The organism is Photorhabdus bodei, assembly GCF_003287735.1.
Taxonomy (GTDB): Bacteria; Pseudomonadota; Gammaproteobacteria; order Enterobacterales; family Enterobacteriaceae; genus Photorhabdus; species Photorhabdus kayaii.
Genome location: NZ_NSCM01000011.1, coordinates 48,877 through 69,118 on the forward strand (window position 1 = coordinate 48,877; position 20,242 = coordinate 69,118).

General features: G+C 44.6%; 19 protein-coding genes and 2 pseudogenes. 3 read left to right on the forward strand and 18 right to left on the reverse strand.

Annotated features, from left to right (window positions below; all coding sequences use genetic code 11):
* Nucleotides 1-40 precede the first annotated feature (40 nt).
* Nucleotides 41-367: pseudogene (locus tag CKY02_RS09795) on the forward strand (VOC family protein).
* 67 nt (nt 368-434) lie between these two features.
* On the opposite strand, the gene CKY02_RS09800 reads toward CKY02_RS09795, so the two are convergent.
* Together CKY02_RS09800 and mepK are read right to left on the reverse strand one after the other, a co-directional pair.
* Entirely contained in the window at nt 435-1,082 is a 648-nt protein-coding gene (locus CKY02_RS09800; protein ID WP_112876539.1) for an MBL fold metallo-hydrolase, read from the reverse strand.
* A 45-nt stretch (nt 1,083-1,127) separates the two neighbouring features.
* The gene (gene mepK / locus CKY02_RS09805; RefSeq protein WP_112895152.1) at nt 1,128-1,676 is read right to left on the reverse strand and encodes a peptidoglycan L,D-endopeptidase MepK; all 549 of its coding nucleotides are present in this window, start codon (nt 1,674-1,676) and stop codon (nt 1,128-1,130) included.
* On the opposite strand from mepK, the gene CKY02_RS26270 reads away from it, so the two are divergent.
* Entirely contained in the window at nt 1,659-1,784 is a 126-nt protein-coding gene (locus tag CKY02_RS26270; protein WP_275658210.1) for a hypothetical protein, read from the forward strand. The two genes, mepK and CKY02_RS26270, sit on opposite strands and share 18 nt — an antisense overlap.
* Nucleotides 1,785-1,803: 19 nt before the next feature.
* On the opposite strand, the gene ldtD is transcribed toward CKY02_RS26270, so the two are convergent.
* Nucleotides 1,804-3,528, reverse strand: a complete 1,725-nt coding sequence (ldtD, locus tag CKY02_RS09810) for a L,D-transpeptidase (RefSeq protein WP_112895153.1) — start codon at nt 3,526-3,528, stop codon at nt 1,804-1,806.
* 316 nt (nt 3,529-3,844) lie between these two features.
* Nucleotides 3,845-4,519 carry a TetR/AcrR family transcriptional regulator gene (locus tag CKY02_RS09815; RefSeq protein WP_112876542.1) on the reverse strand — a complete coding sequence of 225 codons (675 nt, stop codon included), beginning with the start codon at nt 4,517-4,519 and terminating at the stop codon, nt 3,845-3,847.
* A gap of 160 nt (nt 4,520-4,679) precedes the next feature.
* Here CKY02_RS09815 and CKY02_RS09820 point away from each other — a divergent pair, with 160 nt between their 5' ends.
* Nucleotides 4,680-5,993, forward strand: coding sequence for an FAD-dependent oxidoreductase (locus CKY02_RS09820; protein WP_112895154.1), 1,314 nt, complete (start codon nt 4,680-4,682; stop codon nt 5,991-5,993).
* Nucleotides 5,994-6,672: 679 nt separating this feature from the next.
* On the opposite strand, the gene CKY02_RS09825 is transcribed toward CKY02_RS09820, so the two are convergent.
* The 14 genes and pseudogenes from CKY02_RS09825 to CKY02_RS26275 form a co-directional block, all read right to left on the reverse strand.
* Nucleotides 6,673-7,770, reverse strand: a complete 1,098-nt coding sequence (locus CKY02_RS09825; RefSeq protein ID WP_112895155.1) for an ATPase, T2SS/T4P/T4SS family — start codon at nt 7,768-7,770, stop codon at nt 6,673-6,675.
* A 15-nt stretch (nt 7,771-7,785) separates the two neighbouring features.
* Nucleotides 7,786-8,877 carry a type II secretion system F family protein gene (locus CKY02_RS09830; RefSeq protein ID WP_240002033.1) on the reverse strand — a complete coding sequence of 364 codons (1,092 nt, stop codon included), beginning with the start codon at nt 8,875-8,877 and terminating at the stop codon, nt 7,786-7,788.
* 12 nt (nt 8,878-8,889) lie between these two features.
* A complete protein-coding gene (locus tag CKY02_RS09835) occupies nt 8,890-10,446 on the reverse strand; it encodes a GspE/PulE family protein (RefSeq protein ID WP_112895157.1) in 1,557 nt (518 codons plus the stop codon).
* A gap of 22 nt (nt 10,447-10,468) precedes the next feature.
* The gene (pilP, locus tag CKY02_RS09840) at nt 10,469-11,011 is read right to left on the reverse strand and encodes a type IV pilus biogenesis protein PilP (RefSeq protein WP_112895158.1); all 543 of its coding nucleotides are present in this window, start codon (nt 11,009-11,011) and stop codon (nt 10,469-10,471) included.
* Nucleotides 10,998-12,266 (reverse strand): type 4b pilus protein PilO2, encoded by a 1,269-nt coding sequence (pilO2, locus tag CKY02_RS09845; RefSeq protein WP_240002034.1) that lies wholly within the window; start codon nt 12,264-12,266, stop codon nt 10,998-11,000. The genes pilP and pilO2 overlap by 14 nt, the downstream gene beginning before the upstream one ends.
* Before the next feature lie 51 nt (nt 12,267-12,317).
* Entirely contained in the window at nt 12,318-13,928 is a 1,611-nt protein-coding gene (gene pilN, locus CKY02_RS09850; protein ID WP_112895160.1) for a PilN family type IVB pilus formation outer membrane protein, read from the reverse strand.
* A gap of 4 nt (nt 13,929-13,932) precedes the next feature.
* On the reverse strand, nt 13,933-14,274 hold the full coding sequence (locus CKY02_RS09855; RefSeq protein ID WP_036778921.1) for a toxin co-regulated pilus biosynthesis Q family protein: 342 nt from the start codon (nt 14,272-14,274) through the stop codon (nt 13,933-13,935).
* 119 nt (nt 14,275-14,393) lie between these two features.
* Nucleotides 14,394-14,918, reverse strand: a complete 525-nt coding sequence (locus CKY02_RS09860; RefSeq protein ID WP_105395977.1) for a hypothetical protein — start codon at nt 14,916-14,918, stop codon at nt 14,394-14,396.
* A gap of 64 nt (nt 14,919-14,982) precedes the next feature.
* A complete protein-coding gene (locus CKY02_RS09865) occupies nt 14,983-16,569 on the reverse strand; it encodes a prepilin-type N-terminal cleavage/methylation domain-containing protein (protein WP_112895161.1) in 1,587 nt (528 codons plus the stop codon).
* A gap of 49 nt (nt 16,570-16,618) precedes the next feature.
* Complete coding sequence (locus CKY02_RS24495; RefSeq protein ID WP_162120289.1) at nt 16,619-16,783, reverse strand: hypothetical protein; 165 nt, start codon at nt 16,781-16,783, stop codon at nt 16,619-16,621.
* A gap of 8 nt (nt 16,784-16,791) precedes the next feature.
* On the reverse strand, nt 16,792-17,589 hold the full coding sequence (locus tag CKY02_RS09870) for a prepilin peptidase (RefSeq protein WP_112895162.1): 798 nt from the start codon (nt 17,587-17,589) through the stop codon (nt 16,792-16,794).
* Between the two features lie 174 nt (nt 17,590-17,763).
* Nucleotides 17,764-18,330 carry a type 4 pilus major pilin gene (locus tag CKY02_RS09875; RefSeq protein ID WP_112895163.1) on the reverse strand — a complete coding sequence of 189 codons (567 nt, stop codon included), beginning with the start codon at nt 18,328-18,330 and terminating at the stop codon, nt 17,764-17,766.
* Nucleotides 18,331-19,096: 766 nt separating this feature from the next.
* A pseudogene (locus tag CKY02_RS26870) lies at nt 19,097-19,922 on the reverse strand (IS110 family RNA-guided transposase).
* A gap of 166 nt (nt 19,923-20,088) precedes the next feature.
* Nucleotides 20,089-20,211 (reverse strand): hypothetical protein, encoded by a 123-nt coding sequence (locus tag CKY02_RS26275; RefSeq protein WP_275658211.1) that lies wholly within the window; start codon nt 20,209-20,211, stop codon nt 20,089-20,091.
* Nucleotides 20,212-20,242 lie beyond the last annotated feature (31 nt).

The window sequence follows — 20,242 nt, forward strand, 5'->3', positions numbered from 1 at the left end:
CCGACACAATTGCGATATTAATCTTACTAGGTACATCAAAGTGAAAATAGAACGGCTTGATCATCTGGTGTTGACAATTAAAGACCTTGAAACCAGTAGCCACTTTTATCAACGCGTTCTTGGCATGTCGATTTCTACATGAATATGGGCATGAATTTGAACCTAAAGCTCAACCGCCACTGCCCGGTTCTGCTGATTTATGTTTTATCAGCTATCATCTATGGATAAAATTATTCAACATCTGCAACAACATAAAGTTGAAATCCTTGAAGGGCCGGTTAAACGTACCAGAGCAAACGGAGCTATTATGTCCATTTATTTCCGTGATCCGGATCAAAATCTAATTGAAGTCTCCAATCAGTTATAGTTGCCATCAAACAACTATCAGCCAGCCCTCAGATTGACACTATATTGAATATAAACGCTACGCCACATCACCAACCTGGTACTTCATCCTGTAAAAATGGATTAGTCTGCCGCTCATGACCTAGCGTCGACATTGGCCCGTGCCCCGGAATAAATTCATAATCATCACCAAGTGGCAGAAGTTTATCTTTAATTGAGTTAATTAACTGCCGGTGATTACCGCGTGGAAAGTCACTACGCCCAACCCCTCCTTTAAATAGAACATCTCCCATATAAATCAGCTTATCTACATGATTCACAAACACAACATGCCCTGGTGTATGTCCCGGACAGTGCAATACAGATAAATCAACGCCCCCCACCCGCAGCTCATCACCTTCATTTAACCAGCGATCAGGTTCAAATGATGGACATTCTTCAATGCCAAACATCCGGCTTTGAGCTTGCAAGCCTTCGATCCAGAAAGCATCTTCCTGCTGTGGCCCGTAGACCGGCACATTAAAATGTTCAGCGACCTCCGCTGTTGCACCAACATGGTCAAAATGACCATGAGTCAATAAAATCTGAGTCAATTTCAGACCACGACGTTCTATCTCGGCGATCAGTTTTTCTGCTTCACCACCCGGATCAACAATTGCCGCTTCCTTACTCTCTTCATTCCAAATAAGGGTACAATTCTGCATAAAAGCAGTAACAGGAATAATTTGGTATTTCATTATTTCATTTACTCCATAGTCAAAACAAAATAGTTACTCACCAGATTACCACGTCCTGACGGGACCTGTATCAATATGAACGAAATTACTATGTGGATAGTATCCTACCCCTCCCGCTTTCATTTTCAGAGCAGCCTTGCAGATACGACTAAGCTCAATACCTTCAATATGAAAATCCATCGCCCGCCCGCGAGTATGGTAACTCTGTTTAGCCACGCCTTTACTTTGCTTGCGCAACTGATTGTTGGTTACCAGTGAACGGTAACCAGAAATGAGTTGTACAGGCTTATTAACCCCTATCATCATTTGCAGCAAATAAATCTGATCAAATAATTTAGGATCAATAGTCTTAACTCTATTTTGACGGTAATCTCGAAACAGATGATCCAAACGGGCCAGCTCTTCTTTGTTGTAACGATAACCGTCAAAAAATTCAGCTTTAATCGTTTCACCCGTATGTAAGTTATCAAAACGTAAAATTCGTGGGCGTGGAGTGGCCAGAGTCGCAAAAGTATGCCCCGGCAACAAACTCAAGCCTAAAGCAGCGGCTCCCGCACTAAGCCACTTGCGGCGATTATGATCGATTATATCCATGAAGAAACATCTACCCAAATTATAGAAAAAATAGGCCAACTGGTCACTGGTCACTGGTCACTGGTCACTGGTCACTGGTCACTGGTCACTGGTCACTATGACAATTAATAACAAAAATTAGTTGCATTTAGTTTTGTAAAGGTAACAACTTTGACAAAAACTGGGCACCTTGTCTCACACTATTGTCGTAGTCATAAATATCGGTACGGTACTGAGGTACCCCCTGCTCATCTACCCAAGCAGTTAAATAATGCAAATAAACTGGAATACGCTGTGGGATGTTAACATAAACGGTATTACCCTGTTTCAGGGTATTATTCACTTTACTCTGATGCCAACCTACATCTTCCAATAACATACTTGCTAATTCTGAAGCCTTGTTAACCCGCACACAACCAGAGCTGATCGCTCTAATGTCTTTGTTAAACAGGTTATGGTTCGGCGTATCATGCAAATAGATAGCATCAGAATTTGGCATATTAAATTTATAACGGCCTAATGAGTTAGTCGGCCCCGGAGCTTGCCATATTCGATAAGGAAAGTTAGCAGGCGTAATCACGTTCCAATCAATAGTGTAAGGGTCGATGACACTGGCATCAGCACGCCAATTTGAAAAGATAACGTATCCTCGCCGTTGAAAATATCCGGGATCATCAACCGCCCGTGGTGCAATATCTTTTCTTGCCAGGCTAGTTGGCACACTCCAGGGAGGATTAATCACCACACTATTCAACACACTACTCATAATGGGTGTCTTACGGCTTGGGCGACCAACGATCACTTTCGAGTCCAATACTTCCTGATCATTAAGATAATAACGCAATGAATAATCGGGAATATTGACCATAATTCCTGTGGACACATATCCTGGGATAATACGTAAACGCTGGATATTAAGCGCCATCAATCCTGCTCTGGTTTGAGGCGAAGTATTTAGCCAATCTCTTGTGCGTTTACCGATTACACCATCCGGTGCCAACCCTTGCCAATGCTGGAAATTTCTTACCGCAGTCACCAGTTCAGGATCGTAGATATTATCTGATTGAGTTGTCAGTTCGCTCAACATACCAAGACGAATAAGTATTTCCTTCAACACAGCGACATCAGCGCTACTCTGTCCCGGTTTTAGCGCACTTTTGTCAGAAAGCTGTGGCCACGGTTTACTATCAGCCAGTTGTTTCATCATCTCCTTGCGCATATTTTCATATTGAGGATGGTGTGGTGCCAGTGCTGCGACATAAGCGGCCACATTGTGATCGATAATAGCTTGCTGCCACTGATCTATAACGACTGGTGAAGGTAATACAATTTTGTATGGTATTTTGTATGGTATAGTGCGATAGAGCCAGCTTTGGCCCTGATAGCCGACATCTGAGACAAATTGTAAATAACCTAGCATAGCATCCGATAAGATGAGATCACGTCCCATCTGACTCAATTGAGCATCATTGAGTTCAATCAGCCATTGACCAAATTGCGGCTGAAACCCAGCCAAAGCCAGTTCTGAAAGTTGTTGTTCAAAGCGCTGAACCGCGAGTTTATCTTGCCACAAAGGTTGCATCTGGTTAGAGGAGTACAAACTAACCAATCGATCAAAGAAAACGGGCTTAATTTGTGCTGGTATCCAACTTCGCAGCATCTCACGGCGTTCTGTTTCTGAAATTGTAGCAGTTTGAATTTGTATTTGTTCAGGTGTTGTTGTCTCAGATATCTTTTCAATCTGCATTTTTGGCAGATTTTGAATATCACCTTCAATAAGCCTATTCTGATGATTAGCTAAAGCATATCCAGCTATTATCGATGTGCTACAAATAACCGAAATACACAGTGGCTTTATCGCTCTTTTTACCATATCAACATACCCACCTTCATAACATTCTCATGAGTTAATTTTAATTATGACAAATTCAAACTCTAATCAAAGAAAAACAACAAGTTATTTACATTGTAAACTATTTACTTACAAAGGGAATACAATAAGCCATCACCAACCAAGCCAAAAAGACGCCAAAGCGTTTCGTCTATATCCAAGGCATTCAAACCGCTTTCTTAATCCAGCAGAAAGACCTACCTGATAACAGGCAGGCCCTTAATTCAACGTTATTCCTATGATAATTTCTGAACGATAATTTCTGATTTACTACATCTGGTTTACTACAGCGCGACTATCATGATGAAGAAGTGCTATCACATGAGGAAGTACCATATGCAGCGAGAAATGACTGAACAGCGATGGCAATTCGCTGAGATTGCTCCTCTGGAGTAGGTAAACCAATGCCCAAAGTAGCCTTAAGCCTTGGCGTTCCAATGATGCCATCGATAAACACCTCTGCGGAGATTTTCGGGTCTACTATGTTCAATTTTCCCTCCTTCATCTTTCGCACCAGATATTCGACAAGAAAATCTACTATCTTTTTGACACCCTTTTCATAATAGATTTTACCTAATTGCGGAAAACGTTGGGCCTCCAGAGTGACCACCCGGTAATTTGCAATCATTGTTTCTGAAAGAATTACCGTGAAAATTTCCTCTGCAAAAATGGTTAACGCTTTCCCAATATCGGGTTCGGGATTCATGGTCTTGTCAAGACCGCCTTCAACTTCTTCTATTCTCTGCTTAACAACAGCGACTAACAGCTCTTCTTTAGAAGGAAATCGACTATAATAGGTTCCCTTCGAAGCATTAGCACGTTTCGCCATCTCATTGATACTGGCACCATCAAAACCCCGTTCTGCAAATACCTGAGCAGCAATCTTTAACAGCTCGTTAACTCGTTCTCCTGAAATTCTAGAGTACGAACGGGTTCTTTTGTGATCTGTTTGGGCTTTAGGTGTATTTGTCATGTAAAAAACCTAAATTTTTATTGGTACCGAACGGTACGGTATACTATTATTAAGACTATAGCAGTAACACAACCGATGGCTGTGATCAAATGGTCCTGGCCAGCTACAGTCACCATGATTCTTTCAGAATCACATCGTACTACTTATGGAGAAAAAAGAAATGAACGTTGGAATAATTGGTTCAGGGATTGGTGGAGCATGCCTGGCACATGGCTTGCGCAAAAACGGAATAAAAGTGAAAGTCTATGAACGAGGCTCTGCTACATCATCCATACTTCCCGGTTATGGAATTTACGTCGATACATTCGGCCAGCAAGCAATGCAGGAATGCCTCCCAGAAACCAACTGGCTAACCTTTAAAAAGATTTCAAAACCTGTTGGTGGACAGACAAGATTCTATGATGAACATCTACGTCTTCTTCTCTCAGCTCAGAGAGATATTCATCAGGAGGATGGACAGATCATTACCGAAGATCGGATGTCAATCAGCAGATCTGAACTTATAGAAGTACTAAACGAGGGGCTCTCAGATACCGTTCAATGGAACAAAACGTTCGAGCGTTATGAACACATGCAAAACGGTAAAGTCAGGCTTTTTTTCACTGATGGAAGTCACGAAGATGTTGATGTTCTTATTGGTGCAGATGGAAGCAATTCAAAAGTACGCAAGCAGTACCTCCCCACGATAAAAAGGCTTGATATTGGTGTCACCCTCATCGTTGGCCGTGTACGCCTTACCCCGGCTCTCGCGGCCTCATTGCCACAATATTTGCTAGATGGATCACCCAACAATATCGTGCCTAAAAGCCCTGGAGGATTGTTTGTCTCCCTATGGCGTGCTCCGATCAATACTCAAGTAAAGGCCACATCGACAGAAATTGGTGATTTTGTCATGTGGGCCTATGCAACAGCAACGAATAGCTATCCGAATGCGATTACTGATTTTCCTGCTGAATCTCTGTGTAATCTGATCCGCTCCCATATTGCTTCATGGGATCCAAACCTGCATACCCTGATTAAGCAGAGTGATATGGAAAACATCTCTGTGATTCCGTTACGCAGTATGGAGCATCTCTTACCCTGGCGTTCCAGTGCTGTCACTCTACTTGGCGACGCTATTCACAACATGACGCCAATGGTAGGAATGGGAGCAAACATAGCGCTTCGAGACGCACTTTTACTCACACAGACGCTAACTCGCGTAGCATCTGGTCATGAAGACTTAATCAAGGCGATTTCAGATTATGAACAACAAATGCGGACATATGCTAATGAGGCCGTTGAGATTTCGTTACGTGCCGCGCTAAATGCAGCCGATCGCTCAATGATCAAGCGAATACTGTTTCGAACTGTACTTCGGGTTGCACAAACTTTACCGCCAATAAAGCGAGTGCTATTCCCGATAACAAAATCTGCGCAACACCAGGGAAAAATAAAATTAGGTACTACACATTCTCTTAGTAGTACGCAATAAAGAGGCTTTCACTTTACCTCCAGATAATTTAAATGAACGATTAGCAAAGAATTTGCGGTAATATTGCGTCGGCTCAAGAATAGAGTCTGGTTTTGGTAAACCGGTGAGAACTTCTTTTTGAAAAATAAAGACTTAATCAGGGAGATACGATTATTTTCTATCGAATCGACCGTAAGATTTTTGTCTAAAAAAATAATAAAAATCCATGCCCGGATTATTTGGCAGATTTTTGCCAAATTTACATAGCCTTAACTCTGTATTATCCGGGCTACAAAATATTAAGGGAATTATGTGTTTTTTAACCTATTAATTCTGTCATTTATAATATCCAGATAATTCATTAGCAATTAATAAAAACAATTAAAATCATACAATAAAATGTAAGTAAATTATTTTAACCAATAAAACAGAACAGAAACCCTTATTAGTTTCATTTCATTACATTTAATTCTCTGAGAGTCTGTACATAATTCACAGTATTTTTACACTTAAAATTCAATTATCATCCTTAGCCACAAACATCAATATTCAACAGCATTTAATTATTTAACCTGGAATATCATCATCTTAAAAATAACGAACATTCAATTAATAGAAGAAAATAATGAATTATAAATAGATTTGTTATCATTATTATATTCTCATCATCATTTCCAGAATTATTTATAACATCACACCTTTAAATACGTGGTTTGAATTCACAATATCCATTACTTTGTAAGCACAAAACATTCATATTGTAACGACCATTCATAAACCCGGAAACTTCACAAATTTCTGTCACCATTCTTCCCGGTTCCATTGCGATCTTTTCTATTACCACCACCAAATTCACACTTTTGGCGATCATCCAACCGATAGTATCAGGAGTAAAACCCTGTGCAGTCTCATCTTCATAAATGTAATGCGCCAGTTTTTGTAGCCCCTCTTCAGATGAATTAGCATGCATGGTTGTTACCCCTCCAGGGTGGCCGGAATTCCAGCTCTTGAGCAAAGTATAAGCTTCACCGCCGCGAATCTCCCCCACTACAATACGATCTGGACGCAAACGCATCGTAGTCCGCAACAAACGACGCATATCCACATCCTTACTAGTGCGTAACAGCGCTCGGTTAGCATTGTTAAGCTGTAATTCCATCGTATCCTCAATCGCCACGATACGGTCATGCGGGCATTGCAGACTAATCTCGTACAAAATAGTATTAGCTAGCGTCGTCTTCCCACTGCTGGTACCCCCAACGATTAGAATATTCTTACGCATAACCACGGCTTCGCGAATTGCTTCAATGGGATGTTCAAAACTGCGTTTATAGCTCGCTATCCCGGATACCAACCGCATGGCGGTAATGCCTATCGGTTTAATAATCCCGCTTTTGCGGTAATCAGACAGCGATAATACCACCGGAGAGTGTTTACGAATGGCAATAGTCGGAGCATTTGCCAACGGAGGCAAGACACCGGCAATACGAGCACTCCCCAACGGAAATTCCCCTTCAATGAGGCCCATATCAGTCCCAATATCCGATTTTTGCAGTGCTACCGAAATCAGTAAAATCCGCTCTGTCGCCTCTGCCGGAAAATCAGATTGTGCTTCACTCATGCCTTGGTTATACGATTCAATCCACAGTTTTCCATCAGGATTAATCATTATTTCCACCACATCCTTGTCATCAAGTGCTTGGAGGATAATCGGTCCGCACGCTGTTCTCAGTTCATCCAGCACTTTCTCGCGACATGTATCACGAGTTTCAGTTTCCATGTCTTGGCGGATTTTCATCAGTTAGCCTCGACATTAAATAGAAGGCAGAGAGAGCGACTGCTCAATGGCATTCTCAATGCCAGACACCGCGGTAACCACCAGCATCAACATACCACCGATCATGAGGATCGAAACGAACAGGAACCCACGCGTCACGATCTGGACTTTAGTGATCGTTTCATCCAGCCAGTGCCGTGCGAACTTTGCCATTGACTGATCAAATCCCTGTAACCGCGACAACAGCCGCAGATAATTGATCGCCTCGTTATCAGGAAAACGGTAACCGGTATCGCGCAACGCCTCACCAAAACCGGCTCCCATTGAGATGTGTTCAAGCGTGGCAGCGATACGCACATACAGCCAGCGTGAACCCGCCTGTTCCAGCAGCAATTCCAGCGCAGATTGCAACATCATCCCTGAGCGGATCAACAACGATACATTCAGTATAAACATACTGCCATGAATGGTTCGGTACAGTGACCACGGTGGAAACCGGTCAAGTCCCGTTCGCAATCGCCCCCCAAGAAAAGGTAACGATAATGCCACTAACATGAGCAATATCACCAGGAATATCAGTGAATACAGCCCATAGTCATTAACAAATATTCCCATCAAATATAGGGTATAAGCCGCCCCATCCCATGTTTCCGGCTTAGAAACAGCAGCCAGTTTGGGCACCAAACTACCTGCCACAATATGCAGCAATACACATATCATCCCAATAAGTATAAGTGGATAAATAGATGTACCAATCACAGCATTGCGGATCTTGCTGCCCGCCTCGATCATGGCGATCGCATCCATAAAAGCGCTACGTATGTCACCGGAGCGCTCACCCGCAGCAATCACCGCGACTTCATTGGGACCAATCCATCGCTGTAAACTCTCCGCCAAAGTACTGCCCTGACTGACAGATTCATAGCAACTACTCAATACCAATGCACAACCATTGTTGGGTTTATGGCCTTCGTTGCTGGCAATATTATACATTTCACGTAATGCATCAATCAGCATGATACGATTTTCCAGCATCATGATCAGATGCCCGTAAAAACGAATCCGTGCTTTCTTACCAAACTGGATCTTCGCTAATCGATAGTTCAGTCTTTCAACAAAATCGGTCATGGACATAGCGTTTCACTCTATTTGATGGATCGCAGGAATAATCGGCCCCATCACACGTTCTGCGGCACGGGGATCGATTATTCCGTCATTTATTTTGCGAATAAGTGCGTCGATCTTACTTAATCCCGCCATCTCGGAGATCCAATATCGAGTCGCTTCGTGATGGTGGCCCATTCGATAAGCTTGCATTAAGCCAGGGGAAGTACGTATCACTTCAGCGACTACTGTTCGGCCCAAGGTGCCGCACTGTTTGCAATGGTCACAACCTTCCCCCTGTAGATAAACCGACTCCGGCTGACAATAAAGATTTAGTCGTTTCAACAGACGCCCGGAGACTTCTTGCTCATGCCCTCGCAGGGGAACTTTACAATGAGGACATAACACCTGAATCAGCGCCTGGCTAACCAAACCAATCACCAGCCGCGAATCCATTAATAGCGACTCCATCACAGCCTCATCCTGCAAGCGGGGCAAGATCGCTAAAGCATCGTTTGCATGTATCGTGGTCCAAATAAGATGGCCGGTCATTGCTGCACGAAATGCCATCTTTGCAGTCACTGCGTCGCGTATCTCACCGACCATAATCACATCAGGATCGAGTCGCATTGCATCAGCAATTGCCATCGCCCATTCCTGTTCGACAATGATGCTATCACCTCGATCTCCGGTGATGGGTGATTGATTAGCGCCTTCAATTTCATATTCGGGTGGATCTTCAAGCGTGAGCAGATGGATGCCAGCTTGCTCAGCTATCATCTTCTGCATCACCACTTTCAAAGTAGTGCTCTTTCCGCTACCGGTCGCACCAGACAAAAGAACCACACCGGCCCGATGCTCCATAAGCTCTTCCAGTATCTGACACTGTTCCGGCAAATAGCCGAGATCGCTTAAGGTGCACACCGTACCGCGGCTGTCCGCATACAACAATCGCAGTACCATCAACATGCCACGATCGAGTGGACGAGTATTAATACGCGCCCCGGAAAGTCCGCATTCGGTCAGAAACTCATCTTTCATTCGCGCACGCTGCGCCTGCATCGGTTTAAAAGTTGGCTCTGCCACGTCACACATACTTTGATAGATAGTCGCGCATAATCGTAACCCTTCTTCTGGCCGCAGTTGTCCTATAGACCGCAAATAACCATTAATACGGCAACGGATTTCACAATAATTACGGCGAGCAACGATATGCAAATCTGACGCACGCTCCTCAGTCGCTTCGCCGATTAAGTGAATGATATAACGCTGAACATCCGATTCAGTCCCTCCCAGTCCATGACTCTCGCTCTTACTGAGACGGTACAACTCCAATATGCTCCCCATGCCACAAGTGACAATCTGATAGATAAGACCATGCCTTTTAACCGTCTCTTCATAGGCCAGCACATGGGGATCAAGCCGATGGGAGGCAGACACGGCAAGTACGCATTGCCCCTTCTGCTGAGGTAACTCAACAAGACATATCAAACTGCGGTTAGCTAACTCTATTTCAAGTGCACCGCTCAAGGCAGATAAAACTTTTGCCCCCTGCCTGACCATACACAACAGATCGGAGCATGTTATTTCCATAAATATCTTCACCCATCAGTCATTAACGGCTTAACGGCAGCGGCGGTGCAACCATCAAGTCAAGGCTATCCAGCAACGATGCATCATTAGTGGCCGTAAGACCTACCTCATAGAATCTCCCCTGTTTGGAGAAAGTCACTCCCCCGGTATCAATGCGGACCACTTTATAACCATTCGGTAACTGTTCACTTGCTTTCACATCCATGATACCGCCTGAACGAAGCCGGAGCGTAGCGGTCAGAGTCCCATTGCGCCCGAAGATTGACTTAACTAGAGGCAGACCATTATTAACGGCATCTCTTTTGTTCACCATTCTGGAAATTTTATCGAATTCAGCCTGAGCATTTGCCCTTGCGGTTTCAGCTTTAAGTAACATCAAATCCGTCTGTAACTTTTCCAGTTGCGCAGCAACGCTGTCAGTCGTTGCCGCTGGCAATGCAGGCTTCTGTGCAACATGGCGCTTCGCCTGAGCTGCCGGTAACTCAGTAGGTGATGTTTGCGCATATGTCGGGGAAAATACCGACACTACAAATAGACTGATTATAAGCTGGCTAATTTTTTGCATAGAAAACTCCACTCAGCTTCCACTCAGGAAAACCATCAGATAACACAATTCTGGCGCTGGTCACTCTCAATCCGGGGAGCGGCTTACCTGAAAACAGTGCATCTGGCGCTAATTGAGAAGTCAGTGTCCAGTTATAAGTCTGCCAATCAGGATTGGCCCACATGCGTGTTTCGCCTTCCGGCAAAGGGGGCGGAGGCGGCGGTAAAATGGAAGCTCCCTCAGTCAACGTTGGCGGTGGCAAACCTAGCGCCTGAAAATAAGACATCAGCTCAACCAGCGCCTGATCCGACGACTGCAACACATCGTCGTTGTTTTCCTGATCATGACTCTGCGACTGCTCAAACGGTATCAATACCTGTGCCTGCTCCCCACCATTGGAAATCACCGGGCCAGCCCGGAAAATATTAATAGCAGCAACCTGGAAGACATTGATCGGCATCCCATCATGACGCTGATAACTCACAGAAACCGCATTAGCATCCAGCATAATGACTTCAATCTGCCAACCCGCGAGCGATAAGGGAACCTTGGCTAAAGCTTTATTCCATGCAGAAAACTGCCATTCCATTGTTGGCTGTGCCAGCCACGGATGCGGCGGTGGAATTTCCACCACCTCATTGGATAAATCCGGTACCCTTATTTCTGTATTCTGCTTATAGATGTGCCACATCCACCAACCACCAGCTAATAAGAACGCAGTACCTGCGGTTATGGCAAAGACCTTAATCTGGTACTTCGACATTTCGCCGGTTAAACTCTCAAGCTGACCAACCGATTTTCTCAATGCGGACTGCGGTAACAGTTGCGCCAATGGTACCTCCAACCACGGCGATTCAAACTCCTTCGGCGCATAAATCGCATTCCACATCCCATTGGCGCTCTCGACCAACTGCACCGTATCACGCAATTTCGCTTCGATCTCTTCACGAGTGCCGATCAAATCACGTCCAGCCATTATCGCGCCCTGATGTACCGCTACCAATGCATAATGTCCATCAGGCAAATGAAACGCACCTATCCAGTTAGGTTTATCCACCGCTTTAGCCAGAACGGCCGCCAATGAATAACAACCCGGTACTCCTGACTCCTTTGGTACATACCCGACCTGTATACTTCGTCCAACACGATGCCGGACAGCCAAGGTAAACCCTGCGGCAATCCCATTTCTGCGTATGTGAGAACGTGTTAACACAGTGACAGGCGGTCGCCAGATGATGCCTGCGACCAACGTCTTACCATATAGTTTGATTTGCATAGCGCGCTCCGCGCCCGTTTCAGTCTGGGTCATTTTTCAATCTACCACCATTCAATCTACCACTATAGGAGTAATCATGACTACGATCACATTATGGTTTCTTTTGCCCTGACGGCTTCCACCCAAGAATTGATTATCCGGGCTACCCAAACCACTACGATCACTGTTATCTGACTGCTGTTCAAATCCTGATAGCACCAGTGTTTCACCTGAATGCAGTCTCACCTTCTGACTGAATGCGCGTAAATCTATTGTCGGCAACTGCACCTGACCGGTCGCTTTCTCGCCAAATTTCTCCAGCCTCTTTAAATCGCTCAAACTAATGTTGTACTGCAACAATATTTGCTTGTCGGCCATTGCATAAGGCAGCATCAACATATTAAAACCCGTCGTCACTGTCGCTGGTTCGATTCCTACTGAAATGCCAACTTGTGGCGTTGAAGTACTAGAAGTTGATGAAACATAACCAGTCTGCGTTGCAACCTGCATCGGTACCGCTTGCAAATTCAGTGTAGTCACCGAAGGTTGAGTCACTATAGAGACTTTACCTTGGGTCGATAATGCCTTTATCAGTAAATTACTGTCACTAAATGGCCCCTTAAGAATATGAATATTGGTACTGATATCACTCCCCTCGGTAACACCGCTGCCCGCACCACCCACTCCGATATGAGCGTCTTTATAGGCCAGTGACCAATCAACGCCATACTGATCAGCCCGATCGAACGTCAGGTTAAGGATCTTGACATTAAGCACCACCTGCGTTGTCAATAATTTGTTCTGCTGATCAATATAATCCTTAATTCTATCAAGTACTTCGGGTGAATCAGTTACCACCAATGATGCCGTCGCCATCGACAAAGTTAACTTACCTTCGCCAGGCGTTAGCATATTTGCCACTGCTTTTTGGATCTCATCCATAACCGAACGGGTCAAAGAAGTCGCGAGAGTTTGGGAACTACCGCTGTTGCCGTTACCGCTATCACTTCCATTTAAGCCCCCGCCGAACGTGGCATTGGTCGTCGCTGTCACGCTGGAAGATAATGCATCCGTACCGGGCAATGCATATATTTGAAACACTCGCGTCTCTGTTTTGAAAATATGCACTGCTCCATTGTGTACTTTCCAATGCAATCCTGATGACAAAATGACCGAATCAAGCAAACCTGCCAAGGAGCCATGCCAATGCACGTTTATTTTCATCTCTTCTGGTTGACCGCCCTCAGATACTGACTGCACGTTCGAATTGACAACAACCTCCTCCTGACCACTTTCTTTCACCTCCGATGCCGAACCGGGTGGAGACACTGTAAATCGTGCATCAGCACTGATCAGCACCGGCACGCCACAGATACGCTTGATCTTTTCCGCAAACTGACTCAGCGTCATCGGCTCAGCTTCCTCCAGAGTCAACATGCAGGAAACAGTCTCCCCCTCCTTCCTTGATGGAATCTCCTTAGTTGATACCCAATAACCATGCTCGTGAACATGCACCGCCGTCATGGCAGCGGTATTGCGTAACTCCTTAATGACAGTGGTAGCATTCGCCATCTCAGCATCTGCCTGCCGATCAACATTAGAGATTGCCGCACAACTTGCCAGGCCAGTCGCTATACAGGGCAACAATATCAATCTGGAAAACGTCAAAAACTGGATATGCATGTTATTACCCCTGAGCCTGTACATGAACAAGCCGCTGTTCCTGATAAATATCGACAACGAAAGGACGATTCGCCATCGTATAGGCTTCGAACAGCTCGCTTACCGCATGGATAAACGTGCCATTAAAACGCAGACCCGCTCGGATAGGGAAATCATAGGAAGCATCCCATACCACTTGGTAGCCAGACCTACTCGCCCATTCTTGTGTAACATCGCGCAGAGTTTGCCCCGGAGTTGCTGTCCACACCGTCGCTACAGGAACGGGTGTACGCATCGGTGCTGCATAAACGGCGACACTTGACATACAGACAAGTACCGTAAAAACATATGTGATTATTTTGTTCATCGATCTTTCCAAAAAGAAAAAAAGTAAGCCAAACAACCTATTAACCAAGACTAGCGACCCAAAGAAAGCCCGCTTGCGAAACAACAGCTAGTATTTCCAACAACTAATATTTCCAACAACTACAGTATTTCCACCAGCGCACCGTCAGATACAAACTTCCGAACATCATCCGGTAATCGTCTGGCAAGCAGACTCTCTACCCGTTTTCCTCTACCGTCGATGAGTCTGGAACCCTGCTTAAAACCAATCTGATCGGGTTCAGCGCTCCATTTAAGTAATTCTCCGAAAGCGCCATGCAACAACCCATTGTCCCCGGAGAGGATATTTTTGCGGAAAATATAGACATGAGTCCCTGAAATAAATCCCCCCCAGAGACACTGACTGGCAACGTTGTCACACCAGGCATCGGTATTCACCCACGTCATATGTAGAGTGGTCAATGCCTGCTGCATCTTGCGACTCTTAATCACGCCGACGGAATGATGATTAAGCAATTGCACACCGGCTGAAGCATAGCTACGAAACAGCGCGGCTACATCAGTCTTGGCGCGCACTGACTGCACACGCACTTCATACAACAACTCACCAAAAATCAGTTGCATGATAAATACGACGGCAATCCCAACAATCGCTAATGGCCACATTTATGTTCTCCTATTACTCTAGATTGATTAACGCCAAATCATCAGATGCACAAGATGCTGCTTATCAGTTATGAATTTTCAAAATATGGGTACTGTTTTTAGAAGAATGGAACACGCTGGCAATGTTATATTTGCGATGTGGTCCAGCAATGAACGACACTATGCAAGTTCTTGTATTCTTTAGATTTACCTTGGAATTCTCTTCTGGATAATCTCCCAGTTCAGATCGTTGAAAAACAAGCGGTAAATCAGATTCTTGGTTGTTGCCATTTTTATCCGCTTCATACACAGCCAACACGCAACGCATACGATGGTTATTAGCAATCGGAGGTGTAGAGACGGTGACTAACACAGGGGCATTTGAATTGTTAAAAAAAGGCTGACGCCGACTGTTTACTTTACCGTCACCGCTAACATAATAGGCATCTCTCTTACTTGTTATTACTGACGACATTCCCGATGCAAGCCAATAACCACTGCTGATTACCGCCTGATTTGCCAATAACCGTCTGCTTCCACTTGCATCTCGCCATTCCAAATCTGATTTATCGACATTAATCCCCTGACACACCAACAGTTCACCCTGCTTGCTCATGGAGAGGTTACCTAACTCAGGGCACTTGCCACCGACAAGATTTCCAGTTTTAGTGTTGATCACTAAATTATTGCCAACAACGACGTTATTATCTGCATGAATATCACCGGCAGCCAAAGTCCCTTTGCTACCGGGATTGGCATTACCATCAAGGATAAACAACGTGCCATGTTCTGGATTGACAACCACTTCACCGTCGCTATTTTGTTCAATATAGGAGGGTTTTCCCTGAGAGCGGGCAGAAAAGGCGATCTTATTCACACCATTAACCATACCGGGGCCTTGCATCGACAGAGTATTCACCTGCTCAAGACTATGACCGCCCATGTTGATGCTGGTTTCCATCCTATTCCACTCTGGATGCCCGCCTATTTTTTGTCGATGAAGCAAGTCGCCCGCCAATGTTCCCGGGCCATAGATTGACGCATCCCGCATGAACGGAGCATAAAAAATACGGCCAATTTCCTTGGGTTGATCATTAAAAAAACCAGAAAAAGATCCAGGCGCATTGACCTGACCATAACTATTCCAATAAGTGGCCGGATTACGATGATCCCGATTTCTATAATCCAGATACAGGCCGCCAACCCCAATCAATTGCGCAATCTTCATCGAATGTTTAGCAACATCGGGCTGTTTTCCATTAGCCATTACCGGAACGCTATAAATCAACGGATCAATGCGTTTTTTGCCATTAGGCAACATGACAACTCGTAATACGCCATCATATTTCTGACCAAGCGGATTAACCGTATTCTGGTCAAGCCCCGGAGGTAAATAGGGAATCAACTCTGCCCAATTAATTGGTGCCGGAGTGGGTCCACGACTTAGAGCGACATAATTATCATTAACATAATCCACCACCGCATCGCCAAGATGTTGGATCTGCCCGGCGACAACCTGATTCACCAGCATGTCACTCTGTCTGTTGAGGTAAACCACGCCAACCACCATCATTGATGCCAGTACTATCAGTGCGACAGTCACTTCCAGCAAAGTGAAACCTGCATCATGGCGGCTTATCATCAATATAGATACAGACTCATCATCATGCATAAATAGTCCTTCTTAATAGTAAGTAAGAAAATCAACTCCATCCGATAAACTATTTATACCCGTCATCTTTCAAGTTGCCTCTTTGTTGGCTGCACTCACTCACCCCGGTCACATAGTTATCTATGCTCCCGGGGATTCGCTCCCTTGCCGCCGCGATGCATCTTGAAATCCATAGGGTATATCCCCATAGCGATCCCGCCCAAGGGAACGACACTGCACTAGCTACCTATTGAAAAGCGCCACAATCAATCCCGCGACTGCCAGACCCGGGCCGAAAGGTATCTGTGGCGCCGTTTTCATGCTGCATAGTCGCCAAATCACCAGATAACTTATTAATGTGAAACTTGCTGCCAGCAAAATCATGAATGGAAGCGCTTCCACCCCCAACCAGGCGCCAAGCGCCGCCAGAAATTTAGCATCTCCCATTCCCAACGCATCACGCTGGACCCATTGCCGGGCAATCCACGCCACCAGCCTGAAAAACAGATATCCACAAACCGCGCCACTGACGGCCAAAGGTAATGCCACAAATCCGGCAGAATGCAGATTGAACAACAACCCTAGCCACAGTAAAGAAAGCGTCAGTTGATCGGGCAGCAGCATATGTTCGAAATCAATGATCGCCAGTGCGATCAACATCGAACTCAACACCAATAACCCCAGCAACCCGTAACTCCACCCCAGATCCAAAGCTAGTAAAGAAAAAAGTAGCGCTACCGCACCTTCAACCAGTGGATAGCGTATAGAAATCGTACCGTTACAATATCGACAAAGCCCTTTCTGGTACAAATAGCTCAACAGGGGAATATTATCGCGGGCCGCTAACACGTGGCTGCAACGTGGACAATGGGAACGGGGAAAACAGAGATTAAAGTCGGCAGCCTCGCTATTGATTTCGGAGAAAATCATCATCGGCAAGCGGCAGATCACCACATTAAGAAAACTTCCGACACACAACCCTAGCAACCCGGATGCCAGAACCAAGCACCCGGTAGAAGATTGCAACCACCCTATCATCATGATGATCTCCCGGCAGATTCAGCACACAACGAACCGCATTGGATAAGAGAACAACAACAAAACCAGCGAAACCAGCTTGTTTCCATCACTAAGAAAATGCAGCTTGAGAAGCCTTCACCAAGCCTGCCAAGCCACATATCACATCAAAACAATCAATGTCTTAAAATCAATGTCCTAACTGGCAGAAACAAGCGTCACGGTATTTGCATCATTGGCATTACATGCTGATTCAATTTGCGCCAAAGTCGAATCTGGTTTAATTTCTATGCCAGATTGTTGTCCTTTCCCACTCCCAACGGTCATTTTCGACCAACCTGCAACCCGCAATTTCAGCGAAAGTTGCTGGCAAGCCTCATCAGGCACATTTTGATACTCAATCTTAAAGGTTTGAGCGGTGGCATCGCCCGGAGAAATGGTTACCTTGCCATTCCAACTATTAAAAATAATCCCGGTCTTACCATCCTGAGTCATATTGGCGGGAACGACTTTGTAATTAATGGCGATCTTATTATCCAAACTGTCATAGCCTTTGGCGCCATTTTTAATTGACTTCAAATTTGCGGCCATCTGAGTAATATTCGACGATTCAGTTGAGATTTCCGAAGCCCGAAACAACTTACCAATCCCGGCTGCGGCTGCGGCCAATATCACAATGCCAACAATCATCACAACCAATGCTTCAATTAGCGTAAAACCCGATTGACACCTGGCGCCACGCAGTACATTGACTTTCTTATTCATGCTAATCACTCCAAAATCAAAATAAGAGACGCATTACCACTCACATACTCACCAAATGAAATAAAACATTAACACAATAATAACATACATAAAAATATTTAAAACATTTTAGTGTTTCATGTTGAAATTAATTCTATAAATTACAATTTTAAAAATAAAATTGTTTAAAACGTTCAAAAATCACACAAACGATCGTTAAAAACTATCAAATATTTTAATTTCAATCGTGAATATCGATTAAAATTGATAATATAGCCTATTAAAAAATCAATGAATTTTATTCTGTCAATTAGCTGCAAGTGACAATAAATAAATATTTTTTATATATTAAATTAATTTGTTGTTAAGACTTACTGTTGTACCGAGCCTGTCACAGATCACATTTTTGTAAAAATGGGGTATGCAACAGTGCTTCTTGCTAAAGAAAAACACCTTTCATTAACCAAGGTTTTTTAAATGCCGACAGAGAATTTTTGCTCGCTATTTATTGAGAAAGGAATAGGTGAGAAAAGAATAGGGAATTAAATACTCAATTAAATACTTATATGGATACCGACTCAATTCAAATGGGTGAGTAAATTTTTCTGACAACGTAGTCGCAAACATATATTCGGCTTCAATGAGTCCTGATGAAAATCCGCACTCTCTGCCCTCATTATTTCAACAGTCTCGATAGACTGGGTTATTTACCAGGTTCACAGAGAGTCGGTTCTACCTGTCAGTACATCAACTTATGGACTTCTACATCATTTACATCATGGGTAACTCATCGTGGTTCATAACTCGATTGTTGGCTAACCAGAGCCAAGCTATTCGGGCATTTTTATTTGCCAGGGCAACTGCCGCTTTATTGAGCCTGCTGCGGGCTATCACGCCTTTTAACCCGCGTTGTAATCCATTACATGGTTCGTCAGGGATTTTTTGCACCCGATAAACAACTGAACGGACACCATGAATCAGTATTCCTCGCAAATAGCCATCCCCGCGTTTCGTGATACCCAATAACCTGACTTTGCCACCACTACCGTGCTCTCTTGGAACCCGCCCCAGATAACTGGCAAAATGGCGGCCATTTTTGAAATCCGTACTCTCTCCCAGCGCTATCATCAAAGCGGGTGCCCCCAGTGGACCAATACCCGGTAGCGTCAGTAGACGGCGAATATCTTCCTCTTGTGCATTCAAATGATGAGGCGTTTATCCAGCACTTTCAGACACTGCTGTTGTTCTTTGAGTTCAAGCAGGAGTTCCTGAAATAATTCACGGCTCATCGGGGTCAGGTCATTTTCCGCGTTCTCCAGATGCTCAGGCAAACATTGCTCAACCTTTTTATCATTCTTGCTGCCCATTCTGAATGGGGCGACATATTGGGGGCTGATTTGCTTCACCTCATGACCAAAGCGTTTAAATTGTCGGCTCCAGTAATTTGCGCTGCCACAAGCCTCCATCACTATTTTGGAAGGGGGTTGTTGAGCAATGAATGTCGTCAGTTTATCGCGCGTTACCACAGTATTTTTAATCATTTTTCCGAGCGGAGACGCAATATGTAATTGAAACACTCGCTTTGCCAGATCAATGCCGATAACTTGTTCCATTGGATACCTCTTCATATTTTTGCTGATGTATTCAGCATGGCTCACTGAATCCGTTTTGGGGAGGTGTCCATTTCATTATTTCAAAATAATAGATCATCTGGAGGGAACTCAGTCCAATTTTTGCGATCTGAACATTCAAGATTAACGGAAATATACCCTATGGATTTCAAGATGCATCGCGGCGGCAAGGGAGCGAATCCCCGGGAGCATAGAGAACTATGTGACCGGGGTGAGTGAGTGCAGCCAACAAAGAGGCAACTTGAAGGATGACAGGTATATACCTTGGCAATGAGTGGTAATGACTAACAGATAAGACAGAG

What these genes read in the sequence shown, in the direction of transcription:
- CKY02_RS09870 (WP_112895162.1), bottom strand. Translation starts at nt 17,589, where the DNA reads ATGATGATAGGGTGGTTGCAATCTTCTACCGGGTGCTTGGTTCTGGCA.
- pilN (WP_112895160.1), bottom strand. Translation starts at nt 13,928, where the DNA reads ATGCATATCCAGTTTTTGACGTTTTCCAGATTGATATTGTTGCCCTGT.
- CKY02_RS09855 (WP_036778921.1), bottom strand. Translation starts at nt 14,274, where the DNA reads ATGAACAAAATAATCACATATGTTTTTACGGTACTTGTCTGTATGTCA.
- mepK (WP_112895152.1), bottom strand. Translation starts at nt 1,676, where the DNA reads ATGGATATAATCGATCATAATCGCCGCAAGTGGCTTAGTGCGGGAGCC.
- CKY02_RS09820 (WP_112895154.1), top strand. Translation starts at nt 4,680, where the DNA reads ATGAACGTTGGAATAATTGGTTCAGGGATTGGTGGAGCATGCCTGGCA.
- CKY02_RS09860 (WP_105395977.1), bottom strand. Translation starts at nt 14,918, where the DNA reads ATGTGGCCATTAGCGATTGTTGGGATTGCCGTCGTATTTATCATGCAA.
- CKY02_RS09875 (WP_112895163.1), bottom strand. Translation starts at nt 18,330, where the DNA reads ATGAATAAGAAAGTCAATGTACTGCGTGGCGCCAGGTGTCAATCGGGT.
- CKY02_RS09825 (WP_112895155.1), bottom strand. Translation starts at nt 7,770, where the DNA reads ATGAAAATCCGCCAAGACATGGAAACTGAAACTCGTGATACATGTCGC.
- CKY02_RS26270 (WP_275658210.1), top strand. Translation starts at nt 1,659, where the DNA reads ATGATCGATTATATCCATGAAGAAACATCTACCCAAATTATAGAAAAA.
- ldtD (WP_112895153.1), bottom strand. Translation starts at nt 3,528, where the DNA reads ATGGTAAAAAGAGCGATAAAGCCACTGTGTATTTCGGTTATTTGTAGC.
- CKY02_RS09865 (WP_112895161.1), bottom strand. Translation starts at nt 16,569, where the DNA reads ATGCATGATGATGAGTCTGTATCTATATTGATGATAAGCCGCCATGAT.
- CKY02_RS09815 (WP_112876542.1), bottom strand. Translation starts at nt 4,519, where the DNA reads ATGACAAATACACCTAAAGCCCAAACAGATCACAAAAGAACCCGTTCG.
- pilO2 (WP_240002034.1), bottom strand. Translation starts at nt 12,266, where the DNA reads ATGCAAATCAAACTATATGGTAAGACGTTGGTCGCAGGCATCATCTGG.
- CKY02_RS09830 (WP_240002033.1), bottom strand. Translation starts at nt 8,877, where the DNA reads ATGACCGATTTTGTTGAAAGACTGAACTATCGATTAGCGAAGATCCAG.
- CKY02_RS09800 (WP_112876539.1), bottom strand. Translation starts at nt 1,082, where the DNA reads ATGAAATACCAAATTATTCCTGTTACTGCTTTTATGCAGAATTGTACC.
- CKY02_RS09835 (WP_112895157.1), bottom strand. Translation starts at nt 10,446, where the DNA reads ATGGAAATAACATGCTCCGATCTGTTGTGTATGGTCAGGCAGGGGGCA.
- pilP (WP_112895158.1), bottom strand. Translation starts at nt 11,011, where the DNA reads ATGCAAAAAATTAGCCAGCTTATAATCAGTCTATTTGTAGTGTCGGTA.